Here is a 19,643-nt window from a genome sequence, read left to right on the forward strand (position 1 = left end):
CCCGCGCGGGCAGGCAGAAGGAAAAGCATGTGTTCAAGAGAAACCCGCGATCGTATCTGCGTGTCGTAGCGGAGTTTTTCTATCCACGGGGGGGGTGGTATCGGGCGGCGCGTTACGTGATCCACCGTCTCAGACGCCTGCCAGATCCAGCGCATCGTATTTCGCGGGGGATTGCCGCGGGGGTGTTTGCGTCTTTCACGCCCTTCTTCGGGCTGCATTTCCTGACCGCGGCCATTCTGAGCTGGGCGATGCGTGGCAATATTCTGGCCGCGCTTTTGGCCACATTCGTTGGCAACCCGTTGACCTTCCCGCTGATTGCAGAACTTTCGGTCAATCTTGGCAACGCAATGCTTGGGCAGCCGTCCGATGTGCATCTGCCAGAAATCGTGGCCAGTTTCGCCGGGGCGACAAGCGATCTTTGGGCAAATTTCCGCGCTGCGTTTACAGATGATCTGGCTGACTGGACCCGGTTTTCGCGCTTTATGACGCGTGTTTTCCACCCTTATCTGGTTGGGTGCATTGTGCCGGGAATACTGGCTGGCACTGTGGGGTATGTGCTGTCTAACCCTTTGATTCATGCTTATCAGCGCCGCCGCATCAAGAAGCTCAAAGCGCGCTATGAGAAACGTATGGCAGAACGGTTGGCCGAGGCTGGCGAAATCGAAAAAAACAAGTAACACTGCTGGCCAAGCATTACCGGCCAGACAGGAGCGCCAACCATGACCAATTCCCCCGCACCCTTGCGACTTGGTGTGAATATCGACCATGTGGCCACGGTTCGAAATGCGCGCGGGTCGGCCTATCCGGATCCTGTTCGCGCGGCTCAGCTGGCCCAGGAGGCCGGGGCGGACGGCATCACCGCGCATCTGCGCGAAGATCGCCGCCACATTCGCGACGAAGATATCGATGGGCTGATGGCGGCCCTGACCGCGCCCTTGAATTTCGAATGCGCCGCAACCGAGGAAATGCAAGCCATTGCGCTGCGCCACAAGCCGCATGCGGTGTGTCTGGTCCCTGAGAAGCGCGAAGAACTGACCACCGAAGGCGGGTTGGATGTGGCGCGCAATGACAACCGTCTTGCCGAATACATCTCGCCCTTGCGGGACGCGGGCTGTCGCGTGTCGATGTTCATTGACGCCGATGCTGATCAGATCAAAGCGTCTGCGCGTATCGGGGCTGCGGTGGTGGAATTGCACACGGGTGCCTATTGCGATTTCCACGCGGAAGGCGCGTTTGACAAGCGCGATGCCGAGCTTGCCCGCCTGGGCGAGGGGGCCGCGCTGGCCCATTCGCTGGGGCTTGAGGTGCATGCAGGCCACGGGCTGACCTATGACACGGTCGCGCCCATCGCTGCCATGCCTGAGGTGGTTGAGTTGAATATCGGCCACTTCCTGATCGGCGAGGCCATTTTTCGCGGCCTGCCCGATGCCATCGCCGAAATGCGGCGCCTGATGGACGAGGCGCGGGCATGATCCGCTGGGCCACCTTGTTCCTGCTGGTCGCTTTGTCACCGGCGGCGGCCCAGACGGTCGAACCCTGTGACTGGCGCGCGAGCGCCGCCAATGTCGTCGAGCCATGGATCGACAACAGTCAGACCTTTGCCAATGGCGATGTGCGTCTGGCGGTATTGGACACGGTGGAACCCGCTGCGGGCGCCTATCACCTGTTGATCCTGTCCCCGCCGTATAGCGAGCTGGGGGATCGCCAGTGCCGCGTCGTATCGCTGGACGGATCGTTGGGTTTTGCCGGTCTAACGCTTGATGCAATCGAGGCTGACTATGACCCGGCACGCGGGTTGGTTTTCGCGCTGCCCGCCGCACTCTACGATCCCGATACAGGGGCCGGCAATTGGGGCCAGCTTTTTGTCACCCTGAACCAAGCCAGCGGAGAGATTACGACCGGGATGGGAGATCTCGCTCAATGATTTTGGGCATCGGCACGGACCTTGCGAATATCGAACGTATCGAGGGCACGTTGAACCGGTTCGGCGACCGCTTTCGCAACCGCGTTTTCACCGACCGCGAGCTGGCCAAGGCCGCACGCCGCAAGGACGAGGCCGGAACGCTGGCCAAGCGCTGGGCTGCGAAAGAAGCGTGCTCCAAGGCGCTGGGCACCGGGCTTGCGATGGGGATCAGCTGGCGCGATATGGCGGTATCTAACCTGCGCACGGGCCAGCCCGTGATGGAGGTCACCGGCTGGGCGCGTGAGCGGTTGGATCAGATGACACCCGACGGCCATGAGGCGCTGATTCATGTGACCCTGACCGATGACCACCCTTGGGCGCAGGCCTTCGTGGTGATCGAGGCGCGCCCGCTTTGAATTCGCCTCTTAAACGGGCGAAACCGCTGCATTTCCGGGGCTTTTGCGGGGGTCAGCTTGACACGCCCCGCCCATCCCCTCATATCGCCTGCAAAGGTACAGGCCCCAGGGGGCGCGTTAGGTAAAAGGCAGGAAACATGGCCGAAACACAAAAAGACAGTCTTTGGGACAATGTGAAGACCATCTTCTGGGCGCTTCTGATCGCCGGTGTGTTCCGCACGCTGTTCTTTCAGCCGTTCTGGATTCCGAGCGGTTCGATGAAAGACACGTTGTTGATCGGGGATTTCCTGTTCGTGAACAAGATGGCCTATGGCTATTCGCGCCACTCCTGCCCGTTCTCGTCCTGCCCGATTGATGGTCGCCTGTTTGGCTCTGAACCCGAGCGAGGCGACGTCGCGGTATTCCGCCATCCAACGCTGAATGTCGACTATGTGAAACGGGTAATCGGCCTGCCCGGCGATAAGATCCAGATTAACGGCGGTATTTTGTTCATCAACGGTCAAGAGGTCAAGCAAACCCCTGATGGCGTGTTCTCTGAGAACAAGGAACAACAAGGACGGTTCGGTCACTTGCCGCAGTGTGTCAACCGGCCCGTTGGAATAGGCGCCGAGTGCTTGAAAGAAAAATACATCGAGACGCTGCCGGGCGGTGTCGAACATTCGATTTTGAACTTCACTACCAGAAGCGTGGATAATACTAATGTGTTCACGGTGCCAGAAGGGCACTACTTCTTCATGGGTGACAATCGGGACAACTCGAAAGATAGCCGCGAAAAGCAAAACGCTGGCGGTGTCGGCTTTGTGCCCGCTGAATACCTTCTTGGACGCGCGGATCGGGTGATGTTCTCGGCGGCAGGCAAACGTCTTTTCTATTTCTGGACCTGGCGCTCTGACCGGTTCTTCAAGGAAATCGAGTGAAACTGTCAGGCGACCTTCAGGCCTTCGCGGCGCGGATTGGGCATGAGTTCAAAGAGCCCGATCTTCTTGTGCGCGCGTTGACCCACGGGTCGATCTCTTCTTCGACGCGACCAGACAATCAACGGCTCGAGTTTCTGGGGGACCGGGTGCTTGGGCTTGTGATGGCTGAAAAGCTGCTGCGCGATGACCCCAATGCGCCCGAGGGCACGCTGGCGCCGCGGTATAACGCTTTGGTGCGCAAGGAAACCTGTGCCGATGTGGCGCGACAGGTTGATCTGGGGGCGGTGCTGAAACTGGGCCGGTCCGAGATGAAGACCGGTGGGCGCCGCAAGCTGGCGCTTTTGGGTGACGCGATGGAGGCGGTGATCGCCGCTGTCTATCTGGATGCCGGTCTGGAAGCGGCCCGCGACATGATCCTGCGCTTGTGGGGGGATCGCATCAACAAGGTCGAAGCCGACGCGCGCGACGCGAAGACGGCGCTGCAGGAATGGGCGCAGGCCCGTAAAATGGCCGTGCCGAAATATGTTGAAACAGCCCGAGACGGGCCTGATCACGCGCCGGTGTTCACCATCGAAGTGCAGCTTGCGGATGGAAAATCCGCCACGGCGCAAGCCAATTCAAAACGTGCCGCCGAACAGGCAGCGGCCAAAGCGCTTCTGGCGCAGCTGGAAGGATAAACACATGTCGGATGCTCAGACCCGCGCAGGCTTTGTGGCGCTGATCGGCGAACCCAATGCGGGGAAATCGACGCTGACCAATCACATGGTGGGGGCCAAGGTCTCGATCGTGACGCACAAGGTGCAAACGACCCGCGCGCGCATTCGTGGTGTTGCGATCGAGGGCGATGCTCAGATCGTGTTCGTGGACACGCCCGGTCTGTTCCAGCCGCGCCGTCGTCTGGATCGTGCCATGGTGGCCGCCGCATGGGGAGGCGCGTCTGATGCGGATGTGATTGTCCTGCTTGTCGAGGCCCATCGCGGCGTCACTGAAGGTGTCGAGCGTATTCTGGAAGGTCTGAAAGAGATCGGTCAGGGCCGCACGGTGGCGCTGGCCATCAACAAGATCGACAAGGTCCAGTCCGAGGTTCTGTTGGCGTTGACCAAAGACCTGAATGAGCGGTTTGATTTTTCCGAGACTTTCATGATCTCGGCCGAGAAAGGCCATGGCGTGAAAGACCTGCGCACGTGGCTCGCTGGCCATCTGCCAACCGGTCCATGGCTCTATCCCGAAGACCAGATCGCAGACCTGCCCATGCGCATGATTGCCGCCGAAATGACGCGCGAGAAACTGACTCTGCGCCTGCATCAGGAACTGCCCTATCAGCTGACCGTCGAAACAGAAAGCTGGGAAGAACGCAAAGATGGATCAGCCCGTGTTGATCAGATCATCTATGTCGCGCGTGATGGGCACAAAGGCATCCTTCTGGGCAAACGTGGCGAGACGATCAAAGCTGTCAGCCAATCCGCTCGCGCCGAGCTGGAGGAGTTCATGGGGCGTAAAATCCATCTATTCCTGCAGGTGAAAGTGCGCCCGAACTGGCTTGAGGAAAAAGAGCGCTACTCAGAAATGGGGCTTGATTTCCGCGACGGGAATAAGTGATGCGCCTGACCGCGGATGTTTGGGTCTCGGCCTATCTGACACGTCTGCGCCTGTCTGACATTCCGGCTTTTGTGACCCAGAAGGGCGACGCGACGGCCGGGGCTGTTTTGGTCAAGATAAACACGCTCGATGGGCAGGCCGCCGTCTATCAGCGCAGCTTTGATTTGATGACAGGTGATCGTTGTTGGATGGTGTTGGTGGAAGGCGCCGAGGTCGATGTGGACGCTGCGATCACGAAGCAAAAAAGCTTTGATCCAGACCTTTGGGTGATCGAAGTCGAAGATAAGCAAGGCCGACATCTGTTGGACGAGCCGGGGCTTTCGGACTGACCGACCGACCGCTATGCTAAAGGGCAGGAGGTAGGCGATGGATTGGCGCGATCAGGGGGCTTTGTTGTCGGTGCGCAAGCATGGCGAAACCTCTGTCATCATTGATGTTTTCACCAAGGAACATGGGCGCCATGCAGGGGTCGTGCGCGGGGGTGTCAGCCGCAAAATTGCTCCTATCTTGCAGCCCGGCGCGCAGATTGATGTGTCTTGGCGCGCCCGCCTTGAAGAACATATCGGCAGCTATACCGTCGAACCTCTGAAAAGCCGCGCCCTTGTGATGTCTGACCGCACGGCCTTGGCAGGGTTAAACGCAATGACCGCGATTTTGGGATTTGCCCTTCCGGAACGGGAACCGCATCCGGTGCTTTATGCCCGCACGCAATCAATGCTGGACCTTCTGGGGGTGAACGAGGCTTGGCCCACGGCCTATCTGAAATGGGAGCTGGCTTTGCTGGATGAGCTTGGCTTTGGCCTTGACCTGTCCGCCTGCGCCGTGTCCGGGGCCCGTGATGATCTGGCCTATGTGTCCCCCAAAACCGGGCGCGCGGTGTCTGCTGAGGGCGCGGGGGAATGGGCGGATCGTTTGCTGCCGCTTCCACCCGAGCTGTTGGGGGTTGGCGAGGGGCAGTTGCAAAGCGTTCTGGATGGTCTTGTGACCACCGGACACTTCCTTCTTCACGGGGTCGCCCATGCTTTGGGAGATCGTCCTTTGCCCGAGGCGCGGGCGCGTTTTGTGGATCGGTTGCGCCGCGACGCGATCAATTCTTCCGGGCTTTGAACACCATTTCGTCGCCCTTCTCGTTCGACAAAATCAAGGTCGACCCCAGAGCCTCTGATTGGCTCATTTTTTCCAAAGCGGCAAAGAACTGCGTTTCAGCCTCCAAGTCAGCGCATGCCATTTTTGTCGCTGCGATGGGACCGGTTTCGAACCAGGGATAGGGGGCTTTCTGCGCGCTGAAATACCTGTTGCAGGGCGCTTGGCCGGTGATTTTACCCTGCTCGGGGAAGCGAATGGTTGCACGGGCGTCGAAACTGGAACCGTTCAGCTCTGTCAGCTCCCATACGGCCTCCGGATCAGCATAGCCTGAAATGGTTTCATCCTTGCATGCAGAAAGCAGCGTTGTGGCGGCGGCGACGAAGAGGATATGTTTCATAGGTTTCACATAGGTGCGCAGGAAGGCCTTTGCCAGTCGTCAGGCGTCCTGCAGGGCCAAAAGCGCGGCCAGAAGTGTGCTCATCGCGCTTTTGTTATCCGCGCCGTCTTTGGCGGACAGTGTTCCCATTCCGATATAGGCCCCGTAGATCATTCGCGCAAAATCTGGGTTGGTCAGATCGAGATCTGACAAAATGCCCGAGAGATATTCCATACGCTTTCGATCAATCCGTTCTACGGCATCCGCTACCGTATGGTCACTTTGCGCCCATGCGCGAATGGCAGGCTCCACGGCATCGCCGCCATGTTCTTCATCTGTCGAAGTTGAGATGTCGCCAAGCATATAGAGCCTGCGGACCGGGTCTGTCTCGGCGTCTAAGAAACGCGTGATATCATCAACGGCTCTTTCTTCCCACAGGGCAAGCATGGCGGCGTGGAATGCGGGAACATCTTTGAAATGCCAGTAAAAAGATCCTTTTGTCGCGCCCACCTCTCGTGCAAGCGGCTCTGCTTTCAAGGCTTGTGGGCCGGACCGGGCAAGGGCGCGAAACCCGGCAAGAATCCAGCTTTCTGCGCTTAGTTTTTCATTTGAAGTCGCCATTGCTCAAGCTCCATACGTAAGCGTATTGACAACTTAACGATGTCATGCACCATACGCAAGCGTATGTATCGAAAGGACAAGCAGTATGCAGACGATTCTGGTAATTCTCACCTATGCGATTTTGATTGGAGCCGCGGGTGTGCATGTGCTTTGGGCCTTGGGCGTCTGGTGGCCCGTAAGAGATGAAGCGGCGCTTGCGCGTACGGTGGTTGGTGAACCGGGCATCACACAAATGCCGCCGGGCTGGGCCGCCGGGTTGGTGGCCATTGCTTTGCTGATTGCTGCGCTGGTGCTGTTTGGGCTTACCAAAGGGTCAGCCATGGCGCCAAGCTGGCTTCTGAACACGATGGGTTGGGGACTGGTTGCAGTCTTCGGCCTGCGCGGGCTGATCAGTTATCTGTTTCTGTCGCGGGCCAGACGTATGGAAGAGCCATTTGCACGGCTCAACCTGATTTTCTATAGCCCACTTTGCCTGATACTGGCTTTGGGCTTCTGGTCGGTGCTTTAACCCAGCAGGCGGCGCGCGATGACCTGTGCCTGAATTTCAGCAGCACCTTCAAAGATGTTCAGGATACGGGCGTCGCAGAGCACGCGGCTGATCTGATATTCCAGCGCAAAACCGTTGCCGCCATGGATCTGCAGCGCATTGTCTGCACAGGCCCAGGCAATACGTGCGCCCAACAGCTTGGCCATACCGGCCTCAAGGTCACAGCGATGGCCGTGGTCTTTTTCCCAGGCAGAGAAATAGGTCAGCTGGCGCGCGACCATGATCTCAACCGCCATCATGGCCAGCTTGTTGGCGACGCGGGGGAAGTTGATCAGAGACTTGCCGAACTGTTTGCGGTCTTCAGCATATTGCATGCCGATTTCCAGCGCGTTCTGCGCCACACCGATCGCACGGGCGGCGGTCTGGATGCGGGCTGCCTCAAAAGTTTTCATCAGCTGCTTGAAGCCCTGACCTTCAACGCCACCCAGCAGGTTCTCGCCCTTCACTTTGAAACCGTCAAAGCCCAGTTCGAATTCTTTCATGCCGCGATAGCCCAGCACCTCGATCTCGCCGCCGGTCATGCCTTCGGTCGGGAACGGGTTCTCGTCGTCGCCGGGGGTCTTTTCGGCCAGGAACATCGACAGACCACGGTGGTCTGTGCTGTCAGGATCAGTACGCGCCAAAAGCGTCATCACGTGGGTCCGTGCCGCGTGGGTGATCCAGGTTTTGTTGCCGGTCACTTCATAGTCGCCATCTGCGTTCTTGACCGCACGGGTGCGCAGCGAACCAAGGTCCGAGCCGGTGTTGGGTTCGGTGAACACGGCGGTCGGCAGGATTTCTGCGCTGGCCAGTTTGGGCAGCCAGTGTTGCTTTTGCTCTTCGGTGCCGCCGGCCTCGACCAGTTCGGCCGCGATTTCCGAGCGGGTGCCCAAAGAGCCCACGCCGATATAGCCGCGTGACAGCTCTTCTGAGACCACGACCATCGAGGCTTTCGACAGGCCCAGTCCGCCGTATTCCTCGGGGATGGTCAAGCCAAAGACGCCCATTTCCGCCAGCTCTTCCAGAATTTCCAGCGGGATGTAGTCATCCTTCAGGTGCCATTCATGCGCATTGGGAACCACGCGGTCATCGGCATAGCGGCGGAACTGCTCGCGGATCATCTCCAACTCTTCGTCCAGGCCGGTGGCCCCGAAAGTGGCGTGGCCGGCATTGTCTTGCATCAGTTCGACCAGACGGGTGCGGGCGGCTTGGTTGTTGCCCTGCGCGATCAGCGTGTTGATTGCATCCGTGTCCAACGCTGCGCCATCAACACCCATATCGGCCAGACGCGCCATTTCGTTCTGGCTCATCATCATACCGCCCTTCATCTGGGCAAGGTATTCGCCAAAAGCGATCTGCAGGATCAGCTTTTCCATTTCGCCAAGCTGGCCATTTTCGGACAGGCGGCTGGCCCATGCGTTCATCTGGCGCAGGCTTTCCGCATAGGTGGCCAGCCACGACAAGGCGTGGGCGGCGGCTTGATGTTCTTCCAATTTCGCGCCCGACACGCGATCGCCTTCTGACACCAGCGCGCGGACATTTTCCTTGGCGGCGTCAAAGGTTGCTTCAACCGGGGCAAGGGCCGCGCCGGTTAGGTCAAGAAGGTTGTCGATCAGGGCGTTGGTCATCGGAAACTCCTGTCCATACGACCGGGATTCGGTCATTCATTTCGCGTCTGCAGAGAAATAGTCATTTTGCAGGTGCAGCGCAATTAAAATACAACAAGATTGCCGATTGCGAACAAATATGACGCAGTGGAATCTGAGGTGCCAGTTGCGCACGGGTGCAGTAGAACAGAAGAAATCTACGGAGATTGGCCATGGGTATTCTTGCCGAACTGCCATTGGAAGCGCTTGTTCTGGCGTTTTTCGTGACCTTGTTTGCGGGCTTTGTGAAGGGCGCGGTTGGATTTGGCATGCCGCTGATCATGATCTCGGGACTGGCGACATTTTTGCCTGTCGAGGTCGCACTTGCCGCGCTGATTCTGCCCACAGTTTTGACCAATGGCTATCAGGCGTTGAGGCAAGGTGTATCGGCGGCGGTCGAGGCCGTGTCCAAGTTCCGGGTGTTTCTGCTGGTGCTTCTTGTGATGCTGCTGGCGTCTGCGCAATTGGTCACGCATATGCCCAAGGATCTTCTGTTCATCGCGATTGGTGTGCCAATTGTGCTGTTCTGCGCCATGCAGCTTGTTGGCTGGTCGCCGCGGTTGCGATCGGAGAACCGAAATCGGACCGAGGTGCTCGTTGCGGGGGTCGCGGGCTTTGTTGGTGGTTTGTCAGGGGTTTGGGGGCCACCGACGGTGGCCTATCTGACGGCAATCAATACGCCCAAGGCCGAACAGATGCGTGTGCAGGGGGTGATATATGGGATCGGCGCGGTTGCTTTGGTTGTGGCGCATGTAAAGTCGGGGGTGTTGTCTGCCCAAACCGCGCCCTTGTCAGCCATGATGCTGGCGCCGGCGCTTGGAGGTGTTCTTCTGGGTGGGCACCTTCATGATCTGATGCCGCAGAGAACGTTCAAGCGCGTGACGCTGATCGTGTTGACGTTGGCCGGATTGAACCTGATCCGAAAGGGCGTATTGGGCTAGAGGCTAAGCGATCAACGCGGGCCACACCGCTTTGTTTTTGCGCCGGAAAACGTCGATATGTCCGATTTTATGCAAGCCGAACGCCTGAGGGGTCAAAGCGCGATGTTCGCATTGGCAGCCGGGATAAAGCTCTGTCATGCGCGCAACAGCGTGAGGGGGCACGGATGTATCATCGGACATCGAGATAAAATTGACAGGACACGCAAAGGCTGCTTTGGGCGCGGATGGAATGTTCGGGTCCTGTGCGGGGTAGCCACGCGTGGTGCACCAGCGTTTCCACTGGCGGAACACCGGGCCGGGGATGTCGGACCCCAGTCCCGACAGGCGACCCGGCACATAGCCAAGCGTGGTGTATGCGGCAGGGCCGACAGCGAACCAGAGAGCACGGACCGTGGCTTGAAACGGCCATGGGTGGTCTGTGGTGTGCACGGGTCCGGTGCAAATGGTGATCACGCGGGAGATCGCATCGGTGCCTGACTGTCGGGCCAGCATCAGCCCCCCAAGAGAATGCCCCATCAGCCAGAGGGGTAACCCACCGGCACGTAGAGCGGCCCAATCTCGCGCGGCTTGCGTGTCGTGCAGGCCCCAGTCGAGCATGTTGGCCGTGACCTTGCTGGAGTGTGTGGTCGCTGAGGCGCCGAAGTCTCGGTAATCATAAGTCAGGCAAGAGATGCCCTGTGTTTCGGCCAGCCAGGCGGCGAAATGACGGTAAAAGCGGTGCGGCACGCCCGTGGCCCCGTTCAGGACGGCCAATGCGCGCGGAGTGTCCGCTGCAAAGAAGGTTCCGGTGAGCGGCGCGGGGCCATCAATGATCACGGTTTCCGACATGCGGCCATGCAACCGCAACCCTGACCTTCACGTAAAGCATGACTAGGCGTAAGGTCACGGAGCGTAAGGCTATGGCGTCCGCCAAAAGGAAAACGCCCCGGCGCGAGGGCCGGGGCGTTTGCGTGATTGTCTACTGGCGCGTGGCTCAGCCGATGGCGACGGCTTTCACATCATCGTCAATGTCGCCTTCATACTGAACGAAGTTGTCCGAGAACATCTTGACCAGTTTCGCGGCTTGCGCGTCATAAGCGGCTGCGTCCTGCCATGTGCGGCGCGGGTCCAGAAGCAGGTCGGCAACGCCTTCCACCTTCACCGGAACCTCGAAGCCGAAGTTTTCATCCTTGCGGAAGGTGGTTTCAGCCAGCGACCCGTCCAGAGCAGCGGTCAGAAGCGCGCGCGTGGCGCGGATCGGCATGCGCGAACCAGTGCCGTAGGCGCCGCCGGTCCAGCCGGTGTTCACCAGCCAGCAGGTGGCGCCGTGTTTGGCGATTTTGTCCCGCAGAAGCGCGCCATACTCGGCCGGGCGGCGCGGCATGAAGGGGGCGCCAAAGCAGGTCGAGAAGGTGGGTTCAGGCTCGGTCACGCCCTTCTCGGTGCCAGCCACTTTCGAGGTGAAACCTGAGAGGAAGTGATACATCGCCTGCGCCGGGGTCAGCCGCGCGATCGGAGGCAGAACACCAAACGCATCACAGGTCAGCATGATGATGTTCTTCGGGTGGCCCCCGATGGCGGTTTCCGACGCGTTCGAGATATAGTGCAGCGGATAGGCGCAACGCATGTTGGCCGTCAGGCTGTCATCTTCGAAATCCAGTTCCTTGGTCTCTTCGTCATAGACCATGTTCTCGATCACGGTCGCGAACTTGTGGGTCGTGGCGTAGATTTCCGGTTCGGCTTCAGCCGACAGGTTGATGGTCTTGGCATAGCAGCCACCTTCGAAGTTGAAGGTGCCGGTGTCCGACCAGCCGTGCTCGTCATCGCCAATCAGCGTGCGTGCGGGATCGGCCGACAGGGTCGTCTTGCCGGTGCCCGACAGGCCAAAGAAGATCGCGGTGTCGACCGGATTACCCGTGGCATGGTTGGCTGAGCAATGCATCGGCATGATGCCTTTTTCGGGCAGCATGTAGTTCAAGAGCGTGAAGACCGACTTCTTGTTCTCGCCGGCATATTCGGTGCCGCCGATCAGGATCAGCTTGCGGTCGAAGTTCAGCGCGATCACCGTTTCTGACCGGCAGCCGTGACGCTCGGCGTCAGCGTTGAAGGTCGGGCAGTTGATGATGGTGAATTCGGGTTCAAACTCGTCCAGCTCGTCGCGGTCGGGGCGACGCAGCAGGTGACGGATGAAAAGGTTGTGCCAGGCCAGCTCGGACACGACACGTACATCCAGACGGTGTGCGGGGTCCGCGCCACCGAAGAGGTCCTGAACGTAGTAGTCCTTGCCCTTCATGTGCTCCAGCATGTCTTCGTAAAGAACATCGAACTTGGCCGGATCCATCGGAGGGTTGTTTTCCCACCAGATATGCGGCTCTACGCTGGGCGTCTTGACGACGAACTTGTCCTTCGGAGAGCGGCCCGTGTGCTTGCCGGTCTCGACCAGGAAGGCGCCGCCATTGCCCAGACGACCTTCGCCACGCTCCAGCGCGGCTTCGATCAGAGCAGGCTCCATCAGGTTGTAATAGACATTGCCCAGCCCTTCGATCCCTTGATCTTCCAAGCGGCGCGCCGGGTTTACCCGTCCAGTGGTCATTTATTTGCTCCTGTCGCCGGTCCGTTATGTCCCCCGGCGTATCTGTTTCACATGAGACCGCGCAGCACCCCTGCCACGCGCGCCAACCCTCATGTGAACGAGGGCCGGTAAGGGCGCTATAGCACGCCGCCTTTCAAATGGAACAGGTCGCTTTGCCCCAGTTAGCGCAACCAAAGGCTTGTTTGCGCAACCAGCAGATCCCCTATCGGAACGGATTGTGAGGCATATTCGCCATCATTTCACACTTTCAGGGCAAGATTGATGCACCCACCCGACCGATTCGCAGTTCGATGTTGATTCGCCCTGCGTAAAACGGGACAATGGAAAAAAACATAACAGAGCAGTGCAAGGAGACCTCTTATGTCGAGGATCGCTTTGGTGGACGATGACAGAAATATCCTGACATCCGTGTCCATGACGCTTGAAGCCGAGGGCTTTGACGTCGAAACCTATAATGACGGGCAAAGCGCGCTGGACGCGTTTTCCCAACGTCTGCCCGACCTCGCGGTCTTCGATATCAAGATGCCGCGCATGGATGGGATGGACCTGTTGCAGCGGGTGCGCCAGAAGACGTCGACCCTGCCGGTGATTTTCCTGACATCGAAAGATGACGAGATTGACGAAGTACTGGGGCTGCGTATGGGGGCGGATGACTATGTCACCAAACCATTCAGTCAGCGCCTGCTGGTCGAACGCATCCGGGCGCTTTTGCGCCGTCAGGAAGTCATCACCAATGACGAGGCCGGTGAAGTCGAAGAAAGCAAGACCATGGTGCGCGGCGAACTGGTCATGGACCCGCTGCGCCACGCGGTCAGCTGGAAGGGCAATGATGTTTCACTGACCGTGACGGAATTCCTGCTGTTGCAAGCGCTGGCCACCCGGCCGGGTTTCGTGAAAAGCCGCGATCAGTTGATGGATGTCGCCTATGACGATCAGGTTTATGTGGATGACCGCACCATCGACAGCCACATCAAGCGTCTGCGCAAGAAAATGCGTACGGCGGATGATGACTTTTCGGCGATCGAAACACTTTACGGTATCGGATACCGTTACAACGAAGAATGATCGCCAGCGGGCGTTCAAGTGAATGGTGGTTATGGTGAAAGACACCAAGACAACCTCTGGCTCTGATGTGGTGCTGGGCGAAGACTGGGTCTCGCCCAGTGGCATGGTGGATCCGGAACTGCGGGACCGACGCGCGCAAAGGGGGCTGATTTCGATCAACCGCTCGCCGCTGGCACGCAAGATCATTACATTCAACCTTCTGGGGCTTGTGGTTCTGGTTGCGGGGGTTCTTTATCTGAACCCGTTTCGCGACAGCCTGCTAATTCAGCGCGAGCTGGGTCTGGTGGTGGAAGCCGAGCTGATTGCAGATGTGTTCGAAGCGCAGCTGGCCCAGATGGGGACCGATGAGGCCGCCCCGGCGGAGGCGGCGGTTGATGCGGTCACGCAAGACACGCCCGACACCGCGGTTGGTGACGCAGCTGACGCCGTACCGGCTGCCCCAACAGTCGCACCGCCTGCCCAAGTCGACTACGGCTTCTCCGACACTCTGTCGAACCTGCATTTGCCGGTTGGGCTCGAGGTGTTTGTCTTTGATCCCGAGGCGATGATCCTGGCCAGCTCTGTTGGTCAGCCCCGTGCCGAGCCAACGCCCGTGGATGGGTTGAAGCGGGACACCAGTTCCACGGTGATCACCGATTTCCTGAATACGGTCTGGGAAGGTGTGTCGGGGCTGTTTGCTGATTCTGATGCCGTCAATCAGCCGCTGGATGCGGAAAACATGGCGCGCACGCTTGTCGCGGGCGCGATGGGCGGCTCGACCCAAGTGTCAAATGGGGTGGATGAGCAGGGTGGCACGGTCTTTTCGGTTGCGACCCCGATCCTTCAGGACGGCGCCCCGATGGGCGTTGTCGCCATCACCAGCGCCGCGGGTGAACTGGACCAGCTGGTGCGCGCCGAGCGCGAGCAGCTGCTGCAGATGTTCGTGATTGCCATCATGGTGTCGATCGGTCTGAGCCTGCTTCTGGCCTCGACCATTGCAAACCCCCTGTCCGATCTGGCCGCTGCGGCCGAGCTGGGGCGCGATAAGAATGCGCGCAATGTCAAACCCGGCCGGGTGCGTATCCCTGATCTGACCGGTCGTCCCGACGAGATTGGACGCCTGTCTGGTGCCCTGCGCGGCATGGTCGGAGCTCTTTACGACCGCATTGATTCCAATGAACAATTTGCCGCTGACGTGGCGCATGAGATCAAGAACCCGCTGGCCAGTCTACGCTCGGCCATTGGCACGTTGCGGTTTGCCAAAAAGGACGAACAGCGCGAAAAACTTTTGGATGTGATCGACCATGATGTGCGCCGTTTGGACCGTCTGGTCAGCGATATTTCCAATGCCTCACGTCTGGACAGCGAGCTGGTGAAAGAAGAGGAAGAGGCCTTCGATCTGCTCAAAATGCTGCGGAACCTGACCGAGTATCTTGGCGGCGAAGCCGAAACCAAAGGTGTGGATTTCATCACCGATCTGCCGGCGCAACCTGTGCATATCAGCGGGCTGGAAGCGCGTTTGGCGCAGGTCTTTGTGAACCTGATCACCAATGCGTTGAGCTTCTGCGAAGATGGCGATGCGATCCGGGTTTGGGCACGGCGTCGTGAAAACCGCGTTCTGGTCGTGATCGAGGACACGGGCCCCGGCATTCCTGAACAGGCGTTGACCAAGATTTTCAAGCGCTTCTATTCCGAGCGACCCGAGAACCAGTTTGGTAACAATTCTGGGCTTGGTCTGGCGATCTCGAAGCAGATTGTCGAGGCACATGGCGGCGTGATCTGGGCTGAAAACATTCGCCCGACGGATGCGGATGTCACCTCGGAGCCGCTGGGTGCACGCTTTGTTGTGGGCCTGCCTGTCTGATGTCGGATGCCGCTGGGCCGCAGGATGAGAACTTCCATGCCACCGCTGTGGCTGTGGGTGATCTGGGGGTGATGATCATCGGGCCATCCGGGTCGGGAAAATCCGCGCTTGCGTTGGAGCTGATCGGCATGGGGGCCGCGCTGATTGCGGATGATCTGACCCATGTTGCGCCTCAGCCTGAAGGGCCGCTTCTCAGCGCGCCAGACAGGCTTCGCGGTGTGATTGAGGCGCGTGGTGTAGGGCTTATCCAAGTGCCTTGGCAGGCGTCCGCGCGATTGTCTCTTGTGGTGAATATGGGCGAGATTGAATTGGAACGTCTGCCACATTCGCCCCACCAGACCACTGTTGCAGGGATGCCGATTGACACGCTTTACCGCGTGGATGCCCCCTATTTTGCCTGTGCGATCTATAACCTCCTGCGGTATGGCAGATATATGGATGCGGCCGCGGGATAGTCGGGCGCACAGGGTTGTGAATGGCGGTGAGGCCACAGCCTTCCTATATCCATGAAGGCCCGGCATACAGCCCGGGGCTTTTCGGGGGTGCCAGAGAAAGCAGTTGCCATGACGAACGAGAAAACCAAATCCGGTCAGAAACTGGTCCTTGTCACGGGACCGTCCGGGGCGGGTCGCACCACGGCGGTGCGGGTGCTCGAAGATATCGGCTACGAGGTGATCGACAACCTGCCTTTGTCCCTGATTGACCGGGTGTTGTCCGGGCCTGCATTGGGTCATCCTTTGGCGCTGGGCGTGGATGTGCGCAATCGCGATTTTTCGACGGAAACCATGTTGAAGATGATCGAAGACCTTCGTGAAGACGACGCCATCGATATGGAGCTTTTGTATCTCGACAGTACGCCTGATGTGCTTGTGCGTCGCTATTCCGAAACTCGAAGGCGTCACCCTTTGGCCCCGGCGGAAACCCCACAACATGGCATCGATCGCGAGCTTGAGCTGTTGGTGCCAGTGCGGGGCCGAGCGGATGTTTTGATTGATACCTCGGATCTGTCCCCGCATGACTTGAAGGCTGAAATCATGCGCTGGCTTTCCGTGTCAGGGGACGAAGCGCTGGCTGTGTCCGTGCATTCCTTTTCGTTCAAGCGCGGGGTGCCGCGCGGGCTGGACATGGTGTTTGACGCGCGTTTCCTGCGCAATCCTCACTGGGAGCCTGCCTTGCGTGGCTTGGATGGGCGCAGTGATGCGGTGGCGGACTATGTCACTGAAGATGAGAGATTCGCTGAATTCTTCGACCGGGTCAGCGGTTTGGCAGAATTTCTGATCCCAGCCTTTGGCGACGAGGGCAAGTCTCATCTTGCCATTGGCTTTGGATGCACGGGCGGGCAGCACCGGTCAGTTGCCCTAGCGGAAAGATTGGCAAAGTTGCTTGCAACCAAAGGGCGGCAGGTGTCAATTAGACATCGGGAATTGGAACGCCACGCCCGTACGGGTGGGGTGAAAGGAACGGGGAACTGACGTGATCGGTATCGTGATCGTGGCGCATGGCGGTTTGGCGCGTGAGTATCTGGCGGCGGTCGAACATGTGGTCGGCGCGCAGCCGGGAATGCGCGCCATTTCCACCGATGCGGAATGTGATCGCGATGGAAAACGTGCCGAGATTTGTTCGGCCGCAGACGAGGTCGACAATGGCGACGGTGTTGTGATCGTCGTGGATATGTTTGGTGGCTCTCCGGCAAATCTGTCGCTGACCGCTTGCTGTCAGGTCAATCGCAAGATTCTTTATGGTGCCAATCTGCCCATGCTGTTGAAACTTGCGAAAACGCGGCATCTCTCGGTCGAGGCGTCGACGCAGAAGGCGCTTGCTGCAGGGCGCAAATACATCGACTGTATCGATGTCAGTGAGGAGTAATGGCATGAGCAACAGTCGGTCACTTGAGATCATCAATGTGAAGGGTTTGCACGCCCGGGCGTCGGCGAAATTTGTCGATACGGTTGAAAACCATGATGCATCTGCACGGGTGTCCAAAGACGGTCTGGATGCAGAAGGGGATTCAATCATGGGGCTCTTGATGCTGGCCGCGTCTCAGGGCACGACCATCGAGGTGGAAACCTCGGGTCCGCAGGCAGCAGAATTGATGAACGCGCTAGAGGCGCTGGTTGCTGATAAGTTCGGCGAAGGCATGTAAGCATCGGCGTGCCGGTCAAGGATGAAGGTCAACGTGGTTCAGGATGTTCAGAAAAACACTGCAACGCAAACAGGTGACGCGTTGAAGCCGACCCTGTCGCATCAGCAATATGATCGGCGCAGCCTGACCTATGCGAATTCATTCAACAACCCGCTGCAATCCCTGATCATCAGAACGGTGGAATGGTTCACCGGTAAGCTGTCGATCCTACGCATGGTGCGCAATTTAGAAAAGCGTGGCGCTCCCAAGGGGCAGGCGTTCTGGAAGGCCTGTCTGGATGTGATGGGCGTCACGGTTCAGACGCCGGATGAGCAGCTGGCCAATATCCCGCTGGAGGGGCCAGTGGTGGTTGTCGCAAACCACCCGCATGGGTTGGTTGATGGCATGGTGCTGGCTGAACTCATTGGGCGTCGGCGTGATGATTACCGCATTCTCACGCGTTCGGTGCTGGACGGGTTGGACGAGGTTGCCTCGTCTTACATGATCACGGTGCCGTTCCCCCATGATCCCGAAGCACAAAAGAAGATGGTCGAAATGCGCGCGCAGACCATGGCCTTCCTGAAACAGGGCGGGCTGGTGACATTGTTCCCGTCGGGCGTTGTGGCGTCATCAGACAGTCTGATGGGGCCGGCAATTGAACGGGAATGGAATGTTTTTACAGCGCAGCTCATTCGCCGCTCAGGTGCCCGCGTGGTGCCGATTTACTTCCCGGGCGCCAATACCCGTTGGTACCAGATCGCAAACCGGCTTTCGGCCACCATGCGTCAGGCGCTTTTGCTGCATGAGATCGTGAAAAGCTGCAACCGACCGATCAAGCCGGTGGTGGGCAAACCGCTGACGGATAGCGAGATGGAGCCGCTTAACAGTGATCCGCGTGGGTTCATGGCGTGGTTGCGCGAGCATACATTGTCTCTGCGCTCGCGTTGAACAGAAAGGGCGCCTCGTGGCGCCCTGTCGTTTTATGAATTCGTCGTTTTGTCTGCCCACCGTCTTACCGCGTCGGGACTGGTGCGTCGCCACGGTAGTCATAAAACCCGCGCCCGGCTTTGCGCCCGACCCAGCCGGCTTCGACATATTTCACCAAAAGTGGGCAGGGGCGATACTTGGTGTCCGCCAGCCCATCATGCAGCACGTTCATGATCGCAAGGCAGGTGTCCAACCCGATAAAATCACCCAGCTCCAGCGGTCCCATCGGGTGATTAGCCCCCAGTTTCAGAGAGGCATCAATCGAGGCAACCGATCCCACGCCTTCATAAAGCGCATAGCAGGCCTCGTTGATCATCGGGATCAGAATGCGGTTCACGATAAAGGCAGGATAGTCTTCGGCGCTCGCCGCGGTCTTGCCCAGGTTCTCAACAACTTTCAGGCAGGCCTTATAAGTTGGTTCGTCCGTTGCAATGCCCCGGATCAGTTCGACCAGCTGCATCATCGGCACCGGGTTCATGAAGTGAAACCCCATGAATCGCTCGGGCCGGTCTGTCCCGCTGGCAAGCCGCGTGATCGAGATCGACGAGGTGTTCGAGGTCAGGATGGTGTCCGGGTTCAGATGGGGAATGAGCGTGTCGAAAATCTGCTTCTTGATGGTCTCGTTTTCTGTGGCGGCTTCGATCACAAGGTCGGTCTGACCAAGATCGGGCAGCTTCAGCGTGGTCGAGATTCGCGCTAGGGCGGCGTCGCGATCCTCGGCCGCGATTGCGTCACGAGAGACCTGCCGGTCAAGGTTCTTGGTGATGCGCGCGACAGCTGCGTCCAGACTGTCCTGACTGATGTCGTTCAGCCGAACCTCGTAGCCTGCAAGTGCCATGACATGTGCGATGCCGTTGCCCATTTGACCGGCGCCGACCACGCCCACTGACTCAATGCTCATCCAATGTTCCTTCTTCTGCTTTGACAGACTATGCGTCGGCTCGTCTGGGGTGCAAGGGTTAAGCGCGCCCTAACAGATTAATCCGCATTCTACGTTTAGCGATTTGGCAAGAGTTTGGTGCG

Annotated in this window: 24 protein-coding genes; 18 read left to right on the forward strand and 6 right to left on the reverse strand. The window is 58.8% G+C overall.

Annotated elements, in window-relative coordinates; genetic code table 11:
- Positions 1–29: 29 nt before the first annotated feature.
- From ACRY08_RS05210 to recO, 9 genes are all read left to right on the forward strand, one after another.
- Positions 30–677 (forward strand): DUF2062 domain-containing protein, encoded by a 648-nt coding sequence (locus ACRY08_RS05210; protein WP_432448787.1) that lies wholly within the window; start codon positions 30–32, stop codon positions 675–677.
- Positions 678–719: 42 nt separating this feature from the next.
- The gene (locus ACRY08_RS05215) at positions 720–1,472 is read left to right on the forward strand and encodes a pyridoxine 5'-phosphate synthase (protein WP_432448788.1); all 753 of its coding nucleotides are present in this window, start codon (positions 720–722) and stop codon (positions 1,470–1,472) included.
- The gene (locus ACRY08_RS05220; protein ID WP_432448789.1) at positions 1,469–1,924 is read left to right on the forward strand and encodes a hypothetical protein; all 456 of its coding nucleotides are present in this window, start codon (positions 1,469–1,471) and stop codon (positions 1,922–1,924) included. The genes ACRY08_RS05215 and ACRY08_RS05220 overlap by 4 nt, the downstream gene beginning before the upstream one ends.
- Entirely contained in the window at positions 1,921–2,319 is a 399-nt protein-coding gene (gene acpS / locus ACRY08_RS05225; protein ID WP_432448790.1) for a holo-ACP synthase, read from the forward strand. The genes ACRY08_RS05220 and acpS overlap by 4 nt, the downstream gene beginning before the upstream one ends.
- Before the next feature lie 137 nt (positions 2,320–2,456).
- Positions 2,457–3,236 (forward strand): signal peptidase I, encoded by a 780-nt coding sequence (gene lepB / locus ACRY08_RS05230; protein WP_432448791.1) that lies wholly within the window; start codon positions 2,457–2,459, stop codon positions 3,234–3,236.
- Positions 3,233–3,913, forward strand: a complete 681-nt coding sequence (rnc, locus tag ACRY08_RS05235; RefSeq protein WP_432448792.1) for a ribonuclease III — start codon at positions 3,233–3,235, stop codon at positions 3,911–3,913. Before lepB ends, rnc begins: the two co-directional genes overlap by 4 nt.
- 4 nt (positions 3,914–3,917) lie before the next feature.
- Positions 3,918–4,835, forward strand: coding sequence for a GTPase Era (era, locus tag ACRY08_RS05240; RefSeq protein ID WP_432448793.1), 918 nt, complete (start codon positions 3,918–3,920; stop codon positions 4,833–4,835).
- Positions 4,835–5,164, forward strand: a complete 330-nt coding sequence (locus tag ACRY08_RS05245) for a DUF1491 family protein (RefSeq protein WP_432448794.1) — start codon at positions 4,835–4,837, stop codon at positions 5,162–5,164. Before era ends, ACRY08_RS05245 begins: the two co-directional genes overlap by 1 nt.
- Before the next feature lie 37 nt (positions 5,165–5,201).
- Entirely contained in the window at positions 5,202–5,942 is a 741-nt protein-coding gene (recO, locus tag ACRY08_RS05250) for a DNA repair protein RecO (RefSeq protein ID WP_432448795.1), read from the forward strand.
- Here recO and ACRY08_RS05255 read toward each other — a convergent pair.
- Positions 5,923–6,318, reverse strand: coding sequence for an META domain-containing protein (locus ACRY08_RS05255; protein ID WP_432448796.1), 396 nt, complete (start codon positions 6,316–6,318; stop codon positions 5,923–5,925). The genes recO and ACRY08_RS05255 overlap by 20 nt on opposite strands.
- Before the next feature lie 39 nt (positions 6,319–6,357).
- Positions 6,358–6,918 carry a TetR/AcrR family transcriptional regulator gene (locus ACRY08_RS05260; protein ID WP_432448797.1) on the reverse strand — a complete coding sequence of 187 codons (561 nt, stop codon included), beginning with the start codon at positions 6,916–6,918 and terminating at the stop codon, positions 6,358–6,360.
- An 85-nt stretch (positions 6,919–7,003) separates the two neighbouring features.
- Between ACRY08_RS05260 and ACRY08_RS05265 the strand changes: the two genes are divergently transcribed.
- Complete coding sequence (locus tag ACRY08_RS05265; protein WP_432448798.1) at positions 7,004–7,426, forward strand: DUF3995 domain-containing protein; 423 nt, start codon at positions 7,004–7,006, stop codon at positions 7,424–7,426.
- Here the strand turns inward: ACRY08_RS05265 and ACRY08_RS05270 are convergent.
- Positions 7,423–9,072, reverse strand: a complete 1,650-nt coding sequence (locus ACRY08_RS05270) for an acyl-CoA dehydrogenase family protein (protein WP_432448799.1) — start codon at positions 9,070–9,072, stop codon at positions 7,423–7,425. The two genes, ACRY08_RS05265 and ACRY08_RS05270, sit on opposite strands and share 4 nt — an antisense overlap.
- 191 nt (positions 9,073–9,263) lie before the next feature.
- Between ACRY08_RS05270 and ACRY08_RS05275 the strand changes: the two genes are divergently transcribed.
- Positions 9,264–10,031 (forward strand): TSUP family transporter, encoded by a 768-nt coding sequence (locus tag ACRY08_RS05275; RefSeq protein WP_432448800.1) that lies wholly within the window; start codon positions 9,264–9,266, stop codon positions 10,029–10,031.
- A 3-nt stretch (positions 10,032–10,034) separates the two neighbouring features.
- Here ACRY08_RS05275 and ACRY08_RS05280 read toward each other — a convergent pair whose 3' ends face one another.
- Entirely contained in the window at positions 10,035–10,859 is an 825-nt protein-coding gene (locus ACRY08_RS05280) for an alpha/beta hydrolase family protein (RefSeq protein WP_432448801.1), read from the reverse strand.
- A gap of 145 nt (positions 10,860–11,004) precedes the next feature.
- The gene (locus ACRY08_RS05285; protein ID WP_432448802.1) at positions 11,005–12,603 is read right to left on the reverse strand and encodes a phosphoenolpyruvate carboxykinase; all 1,599 of its coding nucleotides are present in this window, start codon (positions 12,601–12,603) and stop codon (positions 11,005–11,007) included.
- Positions 12,604–12,963: 360 nt separating this feature from the next.
- Here ACRY08_RS05285 and ACRY08_RS05290 point away from each other — a divergent pair, with 360 nt between their 5' ends.
- The 7 genes from ACRY08_RS05290 (at position 12,964) to ACRY08_RS05320 (ending at position 18,581) form a co-directional block, all read left to right on the forward strand.
- Positions 12,964–13,668, forward strand: coding sequence for a response regulator transcription factor (locus ACRY08_RS05290; RefSeq protein ID WP_432448803.1), 705 nt, complete (start codon positions 12,964–12,966; stop codon positions 13,666–13,668).
- 103 nt (positions 13,669–13,771) lie between these two features.
- Positions 13,772–15,511 (forward strand): sensor N-terminal transmembrane domain-containing protein, encoded by a 1,740-nt coding sequence (locus ACRY08_RS05295; RefSeq protein ID WP_432448858.1) that lies wholly within the window; start codon positions 13,772–13,774, stop codon positions 15,509–15,511.
- Complete coding sequence (locus ACRY08_RS05300; protein ID WP_432448804.1) at positions 15,511–15,966, forward strand: HPr kinase/phosphorylase; 456 nt, start codon at positions 15,511–15,513, stop codon at positions 15,964–15,966. Before ACRY08_RS05295 ends, ACRY08_RS05300 begins: the two co-directional genes overlap by 1 nt.
- Positions 15,967–16,074: 108 nt before the next feature.
- Positions 16,075–16,983 carry an RNase adapter RapZ gene (gene rapZ, locus ACRY08_RS05305; RefSeq protein WP_432448805.1) on the forward strand — a complete coding sequence of 303 codons (909 nt, stop codon included), beginning with the start codon at positions 16,075–16,077 and terminating at the stop codon, positions 16,981–16,983.
- 1 nt (position 16,984) lies between these two features.
- Entirely contained in the window at positions 16,985–17,377 is a 393-nt protein-coding gene (locus ACRY08_RS05310; protein ID WP_432448806.1) for a PTS sugar transporter subunit IIA, read from the forward strand.
- Positions 17,378–17,381: 4 nt separating this feature from the next.
- Positions 17,382–17,654 (forward strand): HPr family phosphocarrier protein, encoded by a 273-nt coding sequence (locus tag ACRY08_RS05315; RefSeq protein ID WP_432448807.1) that lies wholly within the window; start codon positions 17,382–17,384, stop codon positions 17,652–17,654.
- Positions 17,655–17,675: 21 nt separating this feature from the next.
- Positions 17,676–18,581 (forward strand): lysophospholipid acyltransferase family protein, encoded by a 906-nt coding sequence (locus ACRY08_RS05320; protein ID WP_432448808.1) that lies wholly within the window; start codon positions 17,676–17,678, stop codon positions 18,579–18,581.
- A 64-nt stretch (positions 18,582–18,645) separates the two neighbouring features.
- Here the strand turns inward: ACRY08_RS05320 and ACRY08_RS05325 are convergent, their stop codons facing one another.
- The gene (locus ACRY08_RS05325) at positions 18,646–19,521 is read right to left on the reverse strand and encodes a 3-hydroxybutyryl-CoA dehydrogenase (RefSeq protein WP_432448809.1); all 876 of its coding nucleotides are present in this window, start codon (positions 19,519–19,521) and stop codon (positions 18,646–18,648) included.
- Positions 19,522–19,643 lie beyond the last annotated feature (122 nt).

Source organism: Aliiroseovarius marinus, assembly GCF_050881025.1.
Taxonomy (GTDB): Bacteria; Pseudomonadota; Alphaproteobacteria; order Rhodobacterales; family Rhodobacteraceae; genus Aliiroseovarius; species Aliiroseovarius marinus_A.